At 72.4% G+C, this 13,098-nt stretch carries 15 protein-coding genes; 8 read left to right on the top strand and 7 right to left on the bottom strand.

The window, feature by feature from the left end; translation table 11 throughout:
* Positions 1-72: 72 nt before the first annotated feature.
* Positions 73-1,752 carry a hypothetical protein gene (locus HNR30_RS40590; protein WP_181615495.1) on the top strand — a complete coding sequence of 560 codons (1,680 nt, stop codon included), beginning with the start codon at positions 73-75 and terminating at the stop codon, positions 1,750-1,752.
* Here HNR30_RS40590 and HNR30_RS40595 read toward each other — a convergent pair.
* Positions 1,715-2,632, bottom strand: a complete 918-nt coding sequence (locus HNR30_RS40595; RefSeq protein ID WP_312895003.1) for a MerR family transcriptional regulator — start codon at positions 2,630-2,632, stop codon at positions 1,715-1,717. The two genes, HNR30_RS40590 and HNR30_RS40595, sit on opposite strands and share 38 nt — an antisense overlap.
* A 62-nt stretch (positions 2,633-2,694) precedes the next feature.
* Entirely contained in the window at positions 2,695-3,312 is a 618-nt protein-coding gene (locus tag HNR30_RS40600) for an NAD(P)-dependent oxidoreductase (RefSeq protein ID WP_181615497.1), read from the bottom strand.
* Between the two features lie 51 nt (positions 3,313-3,363).
* On the opposite strand from HNR30_RS40600, the gene HNR30_RS50490 reads away from it, so the two are divergent.
* Positions 3,364-3,963: a TetR/AcrR family transcriptional regulator gene (locus HNR30_RS50490; RefSeq protein ID WP_181615498.1), complete on the top strand. Its 600-nt coding sequence runs from the start codon at positions 3,364-3,366 to the stop codon at positions 3,961-3,963.
* A gap of 2 nt (positions 3,964-3,965) precedes the next feature.
* Here HNR30_RS50490 and HNR30_RS40610 read toward each other — a convergent pair whose 3' ends face one another.
* The gene (locus HNR30_RS40610) at positions 3,966-4,841 is read right to left on the bottom strand and encodes an RNA polymerase sigma-70 factor (protein ID WP_246380131.1); all 876 of its coding nucleotides are present in this window, start codon (positions 4,839-4,841) and stop codon (positions 3,966-3,968) included.
* Positions 4,842-4,958: 117 nt separating this feature from the next.
* On the opposite strand from HNR30_RS40610, the gene HNR30_RS40615 reads away from it, so the two are divergent.
* Both HNR30_RS40615 and HNR30_RS40620 read left to right on the top strand, forming a co-directional pair.
* Positions 4,959-5,420, top strand: a complete 462-nt coding sequence (locus HNR30_RS40615; RefSeq protein WP_181615500.1) for a carboxymuconolactone decarboxylase family protein — start codon at positions 4,959-4,961, stop codon at positions 5,418-5,420.
* A gap of 12 nt (positions 5,421-5,432) precedes the next feature.
* Positions 5,433-6,197 (top strand): SDR family oxidoreductase, encoded by a 765-nt coding sequence (locus HNR30_RS40620; protein WP_181615501.1) that lies wholly within the window; start codon positions 5,433-5,435, stop codon positions 6,195-6,197.
* Here HNR30_RS40620 and HNR30_RS40625 read toward each other — a convergent pair.
* Complete coding sequence (locus HNR30_RS40625; protein WP_181615502.1) at positions 6,183-7,793, bottom strand: DUF885 domain-containing protein; 1,611 nt, start codon at positions 7,791-7,793, stop codon at positions 6,183-6,185. The genes HNR30_RS40620 and HNR30_RS40625 overlap by 15 nt on opposite strands.
* A gap of 133 nt (positions 7,794-7,926) precedes the next feature.
* Between HNR30_RS40625 and HNR30_RS40630 the strand changes: the two genes are divergently transcribed.
* A complete protein-coding gene (locus HNR30_RS40630) occupies positions 7,927-9,348 on the top strand; it encodes an MFS transporter (RefSeq protein ID WP_181615503.1) in 1,422 nt (473 codons plus the stop codon).
* A gap of 15 nt (positions 9,349-9,363) precedes the next feature.
* Here the strand turns inward: HNR30_RS40630 and HNR30_RS40635 are convergent, their stop codons facing one another.
* The 3 genes from HNR30_RS40635 to HNR30_RS40645 form a co-directional block, all read right to left on the bottom strand.
* Complete coding sequence (locus HNR30_RS40635; protein ID WP_181615504.1) at positions 9,364-10,119, bottom strand: class I SAM-dependent methyltransferase; 756 nt, start codon at positions 10,117-10,119, stop codon at positions 9,364-9,366.
* The gene (locus tag HNR30_RS40640) at positions 10,116-11,069 is read right to left on the bottom strand and encodes a serine hydrolase domain-containing protein (protein ID WP_181615505.1); all 954 of its coding nucleotides are present in this window, start codon (positions 11,067-11,069) and stop codon (positions 10,116-10,118) included. The genes HNR30_RS40635 and HNR30_RS40640 overlap by 4 nt, the downstream gene beginning before the upstream one ends.
* Before the next feature lie 115 nt (positions 11,070-11,184).
* A complete protein-coding gene (locus HNR30_RS40645) occupies positions 11,185-11,565 on the bottom strand; it encodes a nuclear transport factor 2 family protein (RefSeq protein ID WP_181615506.1) in 381 nt (126 codons plus the stop codon).
* Here HNR30_RS40645 and HNR30_RS40650 point away from each other — a divergent pair.
* From HNR30_RS40650 to HNR30_RS40660, 3 genes are all read left to right on the top strand, one after another.
* Positions 11,558-12,199 (top strand): TetR/AcrR family transcriptional regulator, encoded by a 642-nt coding sequence (locus tag HNR30_RS40650; RefSeq protein ID WP_181615507.1) that lies wholly within the window; start codon positions 11,558-11,560, stop codon positions 12,197-12,199. The genes HNR30_RS40645 and HNR30_RS40650 overlap by 8 nt on opposite strands.
* Before the next feature lie 67 nt (positions 12,200-12,266).
* A complete protein-coding gene (locus tag HNR30_RS40655) occupies positions 12,267-12,569 on the top strand; it encodes a type II toxin-antitoxin system Phd/YefM family antitoxin (RefSeq protein ID WP_220134563.1) in 303 nt (100 codons plus the stop codon).
* Positions 12,566-12,991, top strand: a complete 426-nt coding sequence (locus HNR30_RS40660) for a type II toxin-antitoxin system VapC family toxin (RefSeq protein ID WP_181615508.1) — start codon at positions 12,566-12,568, stop codon at positions 12,989-12,991. Before HNR30_RS40655 ends, HNR30_RS40660 begins: the two co-directional genes overlap by 4 nt.
* Positions 12,992-13,098 lie beyond the last annotated feature (107 nt).

Consider the following 13,098-nt stretch of genomic DNA (forward strand, 5'->3'; position numbering starts at 1 on the left):
CTACGACCGTCATGCCTGCCGTACCGTCATGGTCACAAAATGCGATCAAACGGCTACACAAAGCGAGGCATGATGCGCCGGTCGATTAGGGGCAACCGGATCCTGGCCCAGCCGTACCGCGAGCTGGTCTGGCTCGGCTACCTGACCCTGCCGCCGGAGGCGGGCGAGGACCGGCGGCTGGTGTGGGCGCATCGGCTGGCCGCGGCCGTGTTGTCACGAGTGGGACCGCAGGACGAGCTCGAGCTGCGCCGCGTGTTCCTGCGCCGGGCCCTGCGCGTCAGGCTCATGCCGTGGACGGGACGGCTCAGCCCGGTCGAGGCGATGCCCGCCGTGATCAGCGCGGCCGACCTGGAGTTCACCAGGGAGCTGAACACCCTGTCGGCCCCCGGACGTGCCGCCTACGCGTTGACGATGCTGGAGAACCGCCCCTCTGGGCAGGCGGTCGAGATCCTGGCGGGCGCGGGCGTCACCGACCCGGTCGCCGCCGTCCGCGAGGTGCGCGAGCTGGAGAAGCGGCTCACCCTGGAAGGCCGAGCCATGCGGCGACCCGCGGTCGACCCGACGCTGGCGCGCATCTACGGCCGCCCGCTGTACCGCCTGCGGCTCCTGGGCATCGCCGCCCTGACCGCGTGCACGGCGGTCGTGGTGGTGCAGCAGCTCGACGTCGACCGCCCGGTGGTCGCCAACGTGCCCGCCCAGGACACCGTGGCGCGCGCACGCGCCGGGTCCTGGCGGGCGGGCACCGAGCTGGACCTGACCACGTGGGCGCCGCGCGGATCGCTGGTCGGCGACGAGGACCTCATCCGGCGGGCGCAGCGGGCCTGGGGTCCCGGCCGGGTCCAGCTGGTCTTCGCCGGGCAGATCGACCAGGCCCGGGTGGTGCTGCTGGCCCGCCCCGGCCAGGTGGCACGCTTCACCTCGGCCGAGGGGGCCGACAAGCTGGAGGTCTTCGCCGCCCCGCGCACCAAGCCCGACGGCACCAGCCCGCTGAAGCTCAGCGACGACCGTTATCTGCTGCCGCCGTGGGTGCGCGAGGCCTCCGTCGCCTCCCTGTCCGGCGCTGCGCCGCGATGGCGGGCGCTGAAGATCAGGGACGGGGTGACCGAGCGGGTGGCCGCGGCGGGGAGCGGGAGGTGCTGGCAGGGGCCGGTCCTGCGGCTGCGGGCGCCGGAGATCGCGCACGGCATGCCGTACACGATGATCGACTTCGGCCGCCTGACGCTCGCCAACGCCTACTACCAGCCGCCTCCCCCCGCCGAGATCAACAGGTACGGCCCGCACGAGCTCGACTCCCTGCCCCAGGGCTTCAGCGCCTGGAAGGCGCTGGGCTGCGCGGTCAAGCGGCCCGCGGGGGAGATCGAGTCGGCCATGGCGTGGGAGTTCTGGGCCGGCGCGCTGCCCGAGGGCGTCGACGGGCGCTGGATCTGCCTGCGGCTGGCCGACACCGGCGGCGGCAGTTCGGTGCAGGGAGTCCTGCTCGGCACCCGCAAGGGCCGGGTCACCTCCACCGTCACCGCCTCGCGCCCCGGCGGCTGGGACTGCAGCAGGCTGCGCCGCGACGTGGTCGCCGGGGTGAGCTGGAAGGCCCCCTCGGGCAAGAGGTACTTCGTGGCAGGGGGCAGCAGGCGCGTGGTGGAGATCTCGCTCGACGGCCGGGAGTCGGACGGCCGGCTGGTCACCAGGACCACCGGGCGCACGCCCAGGCTCGCGGGGGTCAACGAGCTGGGTGAGAAGGTGCCCGTGTTGCGCTGAGTGCCTGGATGACGGCGGCGACCGCCTCGCCGAGCGAGGCGACCCGGCGCTGCTCCGGCCACCAGCCGGGTCCGCCGGCGATGATCGTGCACGGCGGCCGGAGCGAAGGCAGCGCCGCCAGCGGGGCGGGGTCGCCGGTCGCCTCCAGCTGCGACCAGACGAACAGCACCGGCGGCCGGACCGCGCGCATCGCGTCGGCCAGGGCGGAGTACGGGGTCCGGGCGCCGAGCACACGGGTGTCGACGCCCGACTCGCTGGCGAGCACGGCCGCCAGCGCGTAGAGCGGCAGGCTGTGCTGCTCGTCCTCGGCGCAGGCCAGCAGGACCGGGCGGGAGTCGCCGCGCCTCTCGATCAGGGGGTGGAGGGCTGCCACCACCCGGTCGGAGAACAGGTGCTCGATCTCGACGCCCGTGCCGGTCTGGACCTGCCTGGAGACGATCGCGGCGAAGACGGGGCGCACCAGGTGTTCCCAGGTCCACGCCACCCCGTGCCTGGTGAACGCCGCGTCGAGGGCGGGGTCGAGGGCGCGGCTGTCAAGGCGCGCCGCGGCCCTGGCGAGCATCGCGACGGTCGGCACGGGTGACGAAGGAGCGACGTCGGCGATCGGTTCCGATGGCGGCTTCTGCGGTTGCTTCGGTGGCGGCGGGAGGGTGCGCAGCTCCAGCGCCGCACGCGCCGCCTCCGCCGCCGGCAGCCCGGCGTTGATCAGCCGGTTCATCTCGGCCAGGCGCCTCAGGTCGTTCTGGTCGTAGCGACGGTGCCCGCCCTCGCTGCGCCTGCTCGGCCCGATGCCGTAGCGCAGGTTCCAGGTGCGCAGGGTCGCCGCCGGCACGCCGAGCAGCCGGGAAACGGCGCCGATGCCGTATCCGGGTTCGTCCACCGCACTCCCCTCCACTAGTTCATTCTTTCGGATGTGGAGGCCTGGAGGTTGCATCTGGGCTGTCAGTACGCCACGTCGACGACACGCCGGTGGGTGGCCGGGTCGGGCAGCACGCGCAGCACGGCGTCGGCCAGATCCTCGCGCCCGATGCTGAACCCGTTGCGCACCCCGTCGCCCATCGCCGTGCGGTAGCCCCGTGCGGGCTGGTCGAGCAGCCGGGGCGGGCGCACCAGCGTCCACGCCTCGGGCGAGCGTGACAGCAGCGCCGTCAGCCGGGTGCTCTCCTGGAACGGCTGGCGCAGGAACGTGCGCTGGAGCAGGAACTTGACGGCATGCTGCCGGAGGCTGTCGTTCTTGCAGTACTCCGTCGCGGTGCTCACCGCCACGAGGCGGTCGACGCCCGCGTCGGCCATGGCCCGGAGCACGTTCGGCACGCCGCGAGAGTAGACCAGGTGCGGCCCGGAGCCCGTCGGCCCGGCCAGGAAGACCACGGCGTCGGTGTCGCGCTCGATCTTCAGCGGTTCGAAGACGTCTCCCTTGACGACCGTCAGTCCCGGATGGTCCTCGGTGACGGCCTCCGGCCGGCGGACCACGGCCGTGACCACGTGACCTTCGGCGAGAGCGCGGCGGACGAACAGCTTGCCGGTCTGTCCCGTCGCTCCGAAGACGGTGAGTCTCATCGTTGCCCTCCCGTGGGTTAGTAAGTGCTCACTCACCACTATAGTGAGTAAGTGACCACCACGCGTCAAGCCGGCACCCGCGCCCGCATCCTCACCGCGGCCGTCGAGGTGATCGCCGCGCACGGCGTCTCCGGCGCCACCACCAAGCGCATCGCCGCCTCGGCGGGCTGCTCGGAGGCGCTGATCTACAAACACTTCACCGGCAAGGAGGAGCTCTTCCTCGCGGTGATCCTCGAAGTCATGCCCGGCCTGGCCCACGCACTCGACCGGCTGCGCTCCGACCTCGACGAGCGCCCGCTGGCCGAGGCCCTCACCGCCTTCGCAGAATCCGCCGTGGAGTTCTACCGGCAGGCAGCCCCGATCGCCTCCGGGCTGCTGACCGATCCCGCGCTGCTCGGCGCCTTCCGCGCCATGCTGGCCGTACGGCAGGCGGGCCCGCACATCCCGATCGCGGTGCTGGCCGGGATCCTGCGCGCCCAGCAGGCGGCGGGCCGCATCCGCGCCGACGCCGACTGCGACGGAGCCGCGGCGCTGCTGATGGGCGCGTGCTACCAGCGGGCCGACCACAGCCTGCTCGTGGAGCTGCCGACGGAGCCCGCGAGCTTCGCCGGATCGGCGGTGTCGGCGCTGCTGACCGGACTGAGTGCCTGAGCTCAGCGGGTCACGGCGGTCTCCCGCTCCACGCGCGACAACTTCTCGGGATTGCGCACGTGATAGGCCCCGGTGACCAGGCCGTTCTCCACACGCACCGCGACCACGCCGTCGATCTCGCCGTCGACCCGCACGAGCAGCCCGGGACCGCCGTTGATCTGGACCGGCTCGACCGACCTGCGGGCTTCGTGCCGCCACCACCCGACGGCCAGCAGGCGCGCCACGTTCTCGACCCCCACCACGGGCCGCAGCAGGGCGTGCCTGACCCCGCCGCCGTCGCTCAATGCGACCACGTCGGGTGCGAGGACGTCGAGCAGCCCCTGCACGTCCCCGGTCTCGACCGCGCGCTGGAAGGCCCGGAGCGCGGCCCGATGTTCGGCGGGCGAGCCCGCTGCGCGCGGGCGGCGCGCGGAGACGTGTGAGCGTGCCCGGTGGGCGATCTGGCGCACCGCGGCCGCGCTCTTGCCGACGGCCCCGGCGATCTCCTCGTAGTCCAGGGCGAACACCTCGCGCAGCACGAACACCGCCCGCTCCGTGGGGCCGAGCGTCTCCATGACCAGCAACATGGCCATCGAGACGTTGTCGGCCAGCTCGACGTCGTCGGCCACGTCCGGCGCGGTCAGCAGCGGCTCGGGCAGCCACGGCCCGACGTACGACTCCTTGCGGCGGCCCAGCGTACGCAGCCGCTTCAGCGCCTGCCTGGTGGTGATCCTCATCAGGTACGCGCGCTGGTCCAGCACCAGGCCCAGGTCGACGCCCGCCCATCGCAGCCAGGTCTCCTGCAGCACGTCCTCGGCGTCGGCAGCCGAGCCGAGCATCTCGTAGGCGAGGGTGAACAGCAGGTTGCGGTGCGCGACGAACGCCTCGGTATGGCTCATGTCCATACGATCCCGGTCGTCGGCGCTCTGTGACGCATCCGGGCGGTGGTCCATGTCACACCGTCCCCGCTGTCACAACGAGCGGACCGCCGGGATCTCCTGGTCATGAAATCGCGCATGCCCAATCCCCTCCCCTTCCTCCCCGAACTGGCCGAGGTCGCCGGAGCGATGCACCGGACCATCACGGACGGCCCGATCCCTCCGGCGACCGTCCACCTGCTGCAACTGCGTGCCGGTCAGCTCCTCGGCAGCACCTACTTCACCGTCCGCGAGACCGGCAACCTGCGCACCGCCGGGGAGCCGGAGGAACGTATCACCGCCGTGGCCACCTGGCACGACGCCACCTGCTTCACCCCTGGGGAACGGATCGCCTTCGAACTCGTGGAGGCGGTCCTCACCCCGAACCCGTCCGGAGAGCGGGTCGGCGACGATCTGTACGCCAGGGCGAGCGCGCACTACGACGACCGGGCGATGTGGGCCCTCGTCATGGCCATCGCCCACATCGGTTTCTTCACCCCCGCCGCGCTGATCGCCAAACCGATCCCCGGCATGCCGCCCGGCCAGAACTACACCGACTAGGAAGGCACCCGCATGAGCAAGATCGCAGTGGCCGGAGCGACCGGCCGCCTCGGCCGCCACGTCGTCGATGTCCTGACCGAGCGGGGACACGTGGTCGTACGGATGTCCCGCGCCACCGGCGTGGACATCATCACCGGCGAGGGCCTGGCCGAGGCCCTCACCGGGGCGGAGATCGTCATCGACGTCGCCTCCTGGCACTCCTCCGACGAGGAGGCCGCCACGGCGTTCTTCCGCACCTCGGCCCGCACCCTGCACGCGGCGGGACAGGAGGCGGGGGTCACCCTGATCGCCATGGCGTCCATCATCGGCGCCGACAAGGCCACCGCCGGGTTCCTCGCCGCCAAGAAGGTGCACGAGGAGGTCCTCCTGGCCGGTCCGCTTCCCGTCAGAATCCTGCGGGCGGCGCAGTTCCACGAGTTCGTCGGCAGCCTCCTGGACTGGCAGCAGGGCCAGGTGGCCTACCTGCCGGCGCTTCCCAGCCAGCTCGTGGCCTGCCGTACGGTGGCCGAGGCCCTGGTCGACCTGGCCCTCGACCCCGTCGGCCCGGCCCACGGAGCGCCCGTCCCCGAGATCGCCGGACCCCGCACGGAGCTCCTGTCCGAGGCGGGCCGGCTTCTCGGGGCACGCCGAGGCGTCGAGGTCGTCGCCGTCGACGGCTCCGGCATGCCCGATGCCGCACTCGCCGCCGACGGCGCGTTCCTGCCCGGTCCGCACGCCACGCTCGCGGGACCGGGCTTCCGCGAATGGCTGGACGGCCAGGACTCAGAGGCGCGCTAGTGCCTGCTTGAGGGTGCCGAGGCCGAGGGGCCCCAGGTCGAGCGCGGCGGTGTGCCACGCCTTGAGGTCGAAGCCCGGCTTGGCCTGCGCCTCGGCGCGGGCCTCCAGCCAGGCCCGCTCGCCCAGCTTGTAGGTGATGGCCTGGGCGGGCCAGCCGAAGTACCTCAGCACCTCGGCGTGCACGGTGTGCGCCTCGGCCCTGCCGCGCTCGCGCAGCACGGCGCAGGCCTTCTCGAAGGTCCAGCGGGAGCCGTCGGGCAGCGGCAGGTCCAGGTGCACACCGATGTCGATGACGACGCGCGCCGCGCGCAACGCCTGGGCGGCCAGCATGCCGAGCCGGGTACCGGGGGCGCTGAACCAGCCCAGCTCGTCGCCCAGCCGTTCTGCGTACAGCGCCCAGCCCTCGCCGTGGCCGCTGATCCAGGAGAAGCGCGAGAAGCGCGAGAGCTTCTCCCCCGCCACGGCGACCGCGCCGAGCTGCAGGTGGTGGCCTGGCACGCCCTCGTGGAAGACGGTGGTCAGGTCGCTCCAGGTGGCGAACTTCTCCCGACCGCCCAGCGGCCACCAGGTACGGCCGGGGCGCGACAGGTCCTCGCTGGGCGAGGTGTAGTACGGCGAGCCGGCGGTCGAGCCGGGGTTCAGCACGACGTCCACGGTCCGCAACTGCTCGGGGATGTCGAACAGCACCCCGTCGAGCTGCTCGATGGCACGGTCGTGCTGCTCGCGCAGCCAGGCCAGGTAGGCCTCGGGACCGGCCACGAACTGGGTGGCGTCGAGGTGGGCGGAGACCTCGTCGAGGCTCGCGCCCGGCAGGATCGCCGCCGACTCCACGGCCATCTCGCCCTCGATGCGCTCCAGCTCGGCCCAGCCCCAGGCGTAGGCGTCGTGGGGGTCGACGTCGTCGCCGAGCATGTCGCGCATGGCGACGGCGTACCGCTCGGGCCCGACGCCGTCGGCCTCGGCGGCCCGCGGCGCGTACTGCTCGCGCAGGTAGCGGGCGGTCTCGGCGTAGGCCTGGTGGGCGGCGGCAGCGGCCCGCCCGAGCTCCTGCGCCACCGGGCCGTCCCCGTAGCCGGCGACGAGCTCGTCGTGCGTGCCCACGTACTTGTCGGCCTGGTCGGCGACGCCGAGCGCCTGCCTGCGGGCGACGGGCAGGCCCCTGTCCAGCCCGGCGGAGAGCGTCGTGCGCCAGCCGGCGAGCTGCTCGGGCAGGGCCGCCAGGTGGGCGGCGACCTTGCGCCAGGCGTCGTCGCCGCTCCGCGGGAGCAGGTCGATGCTGTCACGCAGGCTCGCGATCAGGCCGAAGGGGGCGCTCAGCTCGCGGTACGGCTCGCCGATGGCGTAGTAGGCGGCCTGCGCCTCGAGCCGTTCGCGCAGGTGGTCGGCGGCGGCCCGGTCGGCCTCCGAGGTGGGTTCGAGCGTGGCGAGCTCGGCGAGCGTGGAGCGGGTGAGCTCCTCGCGGGCGGCATGGCCGTCGGGGCTGTAGTCCGTGGCCACGCCGAAGTCGCCGGAGAGGCCCTGGTAAACGGCGCTGACCGGGTCGAGCGCGGCCGACCTGGTGATGTAGTCGTCGCACAGACGGAAGATAGGCGTCACGCAGGCACCCTAGCCGGGGTGACTTGGGGACAAAACACGATATTGTGCCGCACATGTCCAAGCTCCCGGATTAATCGGCATCTCAGACGTTCTGTCGTGAGATTTCCCGGTTTTTCACCTTTGGAGCTTCGTCATGTCTTCAACGGGCTATCGCGCTGTCCTGCGCACGCCCGGCGTCCCGTACGCCTTCCTCTTCTCCGCCCTCGGCCGCCTCTCCTACGCCACCATCGGGCTCGGCCTGCTCTTCACCACCCAGCGGGCCACCGGCTCGTTCGCCGCCGCCGGGCTCGCGCTCGGCGCCTTCGGCGGCGTGACCGTCACCGCGCCCTTCAAGTCGCGCCTCGTGGACCGGCTCGGGCGCCGCCGTACCCTGCCCGTCCTCGCGGTCGTCTACGCGCTCGCCCTGCTCACGGCCGGGCTGTCCGACTCCCGTACGGCAGGCCTCTACATCGGCGCCGCGGCGGTGGCGGGACTGACCGCGCCGCCGCTGGGCGCCACCATGCGGGCGATCTGGGCGGCGCTCTTCCCCGATCCGGTGATCCGTCAGCGCGTGTACGGGCTGGATTCGGCCACCGAGGAGGTGCTGCACACGGTCGGGCCGCTCCTGGTGGGGGCGCTGCTGCTGTGGGCCGACGCGGGGGCGGCGCTGGTGCTTTCTGCGACGCTCGCGGTCGTGGGGACGGTGGGGCTCGTCAGCTCGCGCGCCTGCCGCTTCGCCGAACGGCGGCCGCGCCTCCAGGGAGCCTCTGCCCTGGCCTCGGACGGCTCCGCCGCAGCCGTACAGGCGTCTGGCCTGGCCTTGGACGACTCCGCCGCAGCCGTACAGGCGTCTGGCCTGGCCTTGGACGACTCCGCCGCAGCCGTACAGGCGTCTGCCCTCGACGCGCAGGCACCCCTTCGCCCTGCCGCTCCGACGCCGCCCGGCACGAGCCGCCCTTCGGCCGGTGGCGCGAGGAAGGCGGTCGGCGCGGGAGCGTGGTGGCGGCGGCTGGCCGGGCCGCTGCACCGACCGGGCTTCTCCGTGCTGGTCCTGCTCTGCTTCGGCCTGGGCCTGGGCGCCGGTCCCCTCGACGTCGCCATCGCCGCCAGGGCCGACCAGGCGGGCCAGCCGGCCGCGGCCGGATACCTGCTGGCCGCGATGGCCCTGGGAAGCGCCGCCGGCGGCCTGCTCTGGGGCCACCGCACCCGCACCGCCCGCACCTCCCGGGCCATGGCCGCGCTGCTGGGCGGCATCGCGATCGCGACGGCCCTCGCGGGCCTGGTCACCTCGCTTCCCCTGCTCGCACCGGTCCTGCTGCTGCTCGGCGCGGGTTCGTCGCCGCTGTTCGTGGTGGCCTGGCTGGCGACGGACACGCTCGTCCCCGACGAGGAACGCACCGAGGCGAGCACCTGGCTCGACACCGCAAGCAATCTCGGCCTGACCGCGGGCGCGGCGGTGGCCGGGGTCCTGGCCGAGCGCTCCGAACCAGGGCTGGCCCTGGTGGCCGGGGCGGGCGTCCTGGCGGTGACCGCGTTCATCGCCAGGTTGTCGGGCCGCGCGGTGGACCGGAACTGAGCCTGGCGGCGTCACTCAGGGCCGGGTGGCCTCGATCAGAAACCGCGTGGTGGTGGCGACGAAGGGACCCTCGGCACGGATCCGGTCATCGAGCTCCCGCAGCCGGTCCAGGTACTGCTCCACGGTGAAGCCGGGGACCATCCAGATGACCTTGCGCAGGAAGTAGATCACCGCGCCGATGTCGAAGAACTCCGTGCGCAGTTCCTCGTAACGCAGATCGACCACGGCCAGCCCGGCCAGCTCCGCATCGCGCACCGCGTCGTCGGGATGCCTGCTGCGGCGCGACTCCTCGGGCCGCGGGCCGAGGAAGAACTCCACGAGCTCGAAGACGCTGGCCGGGCCGACCTGCTGCGACAGGTAGGTGCCGCCCGGACGCAGCACGCGGGCGATCTCCTGCCACCACACGGTCACCGGGTGGCGGCTGACGACCAGGTCGAAGGCGCCGTCGCCGAACGGCAGCGGCGGCTCGTCCTCGTCGACCACGACGACGGCGCCCAGCGGGTGCAGCAACCGCGTGGCCTTGGCCACGTTGGGCGGCCACGACTCGGTGGCGACCATGACCGGCGGCAGTTTCCGCGCGCCCGCCAGCACCTCGCCGCCGCCGGTCTGGATGTCGAGCGCCGCCGAGGCACGGGCCAGCCGCTCGCTCATCTGCCGCTGGTACCCCCACGAGGGGCGCTGCTCGGTGGCGCGCCCGTCGAGCCAGGAAAAGTCCCACCCGGCCACCGAGACGCTCTCCGCCTCGGCGACCAGTTCCTCGAACGATCTCATGCGTCGATGTTGTCCAAGGTCAACGCGCGGAGCAACTTCATTCCGATCGGATCGGCGCTGCGCGTGGAGTTGGCCAGCACGATCACCCCCACGCGCCGCTCCGGCACGATCGCCATGAACGACCGGAACCCGCCGGTGCCCCCGTTGTGCCACAGGAGCGTCTGCTTCCCGCTGGGGGCGGTCATGCGCAACCAGGCCAGGCCCATGGACAGCCTCGGGTTGACCGTGACGTGCTCCCGGTGGGTGAGCTCCACGGCCGCGCCGCCGTCGAGCTGGTGGCGTACGAACGTGGCCAGGTCGGCCGCCGTCGAGCGCAGCCCGCCCGCGCCCGCGAGGGCCGCCAGGTTCCAGTACGGCCTGCGCCTGCCCCATCGGTTGTGGCCGGGGACCGTACGGCGGGCCTGTTCGGGAGTCGGGGTGACGACGGTGTCGCCCATGCCCAGCGGTCCCGTGACGCGCTTCCTGATCAGCCCCTCGAAGTCGGTCCCCGCGTGCTCGGCCAGCGCCAGCCCGAGCAGCCCGGTGCCCAGGTTGGAGTACTTCCAGCCCCGGCTCTCCTTCGGCCGCGGCAGGTCGGCCAGGAGCACGTCACGGGTGAACCGCGCGTAGGGGTCGTCCATCGGCAGGAACGCTCGCGGCATGAGCCCCTTGGGCAGGCGAGGCAGGCCCGAGGTGTGGGTGGCAAGCTGCCCGAGCGTGACACCGTCGAGCCGCGCCCCGGGGAGCAGGTCGTTCAGAGGGGTGTCGACGGTGAGCTCACCCCTGGTGACGGCCGTGGCGAGGGCCAGAGAGGTGAAGACCTTGGTCAGGGAGCCGATCTCGAACAGCGCCGTCTCGTCGGCGGCCTGGCCGGTGGCACGGTGGTCGGCGCCGGAGTCGGTCACCACCGTGACGACGGCGCCCGGGGAGCGCTTGGCCAGGGAGGAGGCGGCCTGGTCGATGGGGGTCACGGGTCCAGCCTAGGCAGGCGCGAGGGGGGTGACCTCCCACTGGAGGAGGAGGGCGGTCTCGGGCCAGAGTCGGACAGACCTGCCGCCGGGACCCCGGCCTGGATCCATGACCGTGTCAGCGCGTCCTCATGCCGCCACCATCGACGTGGTCTGGGCCAGCGCGATCCGCCAGCGCCCCTCCTCCTTCACCCACGAACGTCAGCGCCCCCTTGCGTCCGTCGTTGACGTGCTTGACGAGGCTGGCCAGCGCCACGTCCGGGCGCGGGAACGTGACGCCGAGCAACTCGTTCGTGGTCAGCACGTCCTTCAACGGGGTGCGCACGGCCCTGGCCATGACCTCCTTGACCTGGGCACGTCCACGCAGGCGGATGCCGGTGAAGTTCACCAGCGACACCTCGTCGGTCAGCAGTCCGGTGAACCCGTCGACGTCGTTCTGCGACCAGACGATGCCGGAGCGAATCGCTCCGCAAGTGGTTGGGCCAGCGACGATGACCACACGCAAGGACACCGCCGAGCGCAACGACCGCGCCCTGCTCCAGGCCGCCCGCGACGTGCTCGCCGAAGACGGCGCCCACGCCTCCGTCGCCGCCATCGCCCACCGGGCCGGAGTCGGCATCGGGAGCCTGTACCGGCGCTACAAGACCAAGGAGGAGCTGTTCCAGCGGCTCAGCCTGATGTCGCTGGAACACTGGAACCAGGCCGCCGAACAGGGCCTGGCCGACCCCGACCCGTGGGCGGGGCTGGCGGGGTTCGTGCGCGGATGCGTCGAGTTCGGGCAGGGCTCGCTGGCGCCCGTGGCGGGGATCATCGAGGTGACGGAGCAGATGCGGGCCCGGTCGCGGCGAGGGGACGAGCTGCTGGAGGAGCTCGTACGGCGGGCGCAGGGGGCGGGGGTGTTGCGGGTGGACGTGACGGCGGTGGACATCGCGCTGCTGATCGAGCAGCTGGGGAGGTCACCTGTGGTGGACCAGCTTCGCAAGCAGGGGCGGGAGGATCTGCTACCGGCGGCCACCCGGGCTCGGCGGAGGTTGATCGCGATTGCACTGGACGGGTTGCGGCCGGGACACGCCCCGCTGCCGGAAGCGGCGCCCGGGGAGGAGTTGTGCAGCGGGCGCTGGTCGCGGGAGTAGCTACACGTTCCTGGCGGGTCGTAGCATCTGCGTAGTACATGCGTAGCCCTTGGCGTATTCTCGAATCGTGACCGCTTCCGGAGAGCTCCCCGAGATACCGCAACGGGAACTGCGCAACCACGCCAGCAAGGTGCTTCGCGAGGTGCGCCAAGGATCCTCTTTCGTGATCACGGTCGATGGTGTGGCCGTCGCCGATCTGATCCCCCACCGCCACCGCAACCGCCGCGTCGCCGTCCCTAGAGAAGAGGTGGTGGAAGCCTTCCGCGGACTCACCCCCACCTCTGTCGAGAGCGAGCACAGGGTCGACGACTCCCTCTACGACCCCTACGACCGCGCATGGCGGCGCGGCGAGTTCACGGGTGAAGAGTGACTCCGGTCGAGGTCGCCCCGGCTCGCGGGGTGGTCGACACAAACGTGATCATCCTCATGGAGCACATCGACGCGACACAACTGCCTGAGGAGATCGTTCTGACAACGATCACCATGGCCGAACTCGCGGCCGGACCGCACTACACCGACGACCCGGTGGAGCGCGCAGCCAGGATCGAGCGCATCCATGTCGCGGAGGCGCTCTTCGAGACGTTGCCCTTCGACGGCAGGGCCGCTCGCCGCTACGGGCAGATCACCGCAGCAGTCCTGGGCGCTGGGCGCAATCCTCGGCCGCGGAGGGTCGACCTGCTCATCGCGGCCATCGCCTCGGTCAACCGGCTCCCGCTCTACACGGTCAACCCGAAGGACTTCACGGGCCTGGAGGCGCTTGTGAGCGTCTTCCCCGTCACCCATCCCGGGTGACAGGGACAGCGTTCCGCGCTGCACCGCTCGAACACAAGCTCGTAGCCGCGCTGCGCACCACCCCGAACCACGGCGACGACCCGGGGGTCCGGGGGCCGGCAGGCCCC

Source organism: Nonomuraea soli, assembly GCF_013761175.1.
In the GTDB taxonomy this organism is placed as follows: domain Bacteria; phylum Actinomycetota; class Actinomycetes; order Streptosporangiales; family Streptosporangiaceae; genus Nonomuraea; species Nonomuraea soli.

Excerpts from the sequence above, each read along its gene's own strand:
- HNR30_RS40590 (WP_181615495.1), top strand. The coding sequence starts at position 73 with ATGCGCCGGTCGATTAGGGGCAACCGGATCCTGGCCCAGCCGTACCGC.
- HNR30_RS40600 (WP_181615497.1), bottom strand. The coding sequence starts at position 3,312 with ATGAGACTCACCGTCTTCGGAGCGACGGGACAGACCGGCAAGCTGTTC.
- HNR30_RS40610 (WP_246380131.1), bottom strand. The coding sequence starts at position 4,841 with ATGAGCCATACCGAGGCGTTCGTCGCGCACCGCAACCTGCTGTTCACC.
- HNR30_RS40615 (WP_181615500.1), top strand. The coding sequence starts at position 4,959 with ATGCCCAATCCCCTCCCCTTCCTCCCCGAACTGGCCGAGGTCGCCGGA.
- HNR30_RS40620 (WP_181615501.1), top strand. The coding sequence starts at position 5,433 with ATGAGCAAGATCGCAGTGGCCGGAGCGACCGGCCGCCTCGGCCGCCAC.
- HNR30_RS40630 (WP_181615503.1), top strand. The coding sequence starts at position 7,927 with ATGTCTTCAACGGGCTATCGCGCTGTCCTGCGCACGCCCGGCGTCCCG.
- HNR30_RS40635 (WP_181615504.1), bottom strand. The coding sequence starts at position 10,119 with ATGAGATCGTTCGAGGAACTGGTCGCCGAGGCGGAGAGCGTCTCGGTG.
- HNR30_RS40650 (WP_181615507.1), top strand. The coding sequence starts at position 11,558 with ATGACCACACGCAAGGACACCGCCGAGCGCAACGACCGCGCCCTGCTC.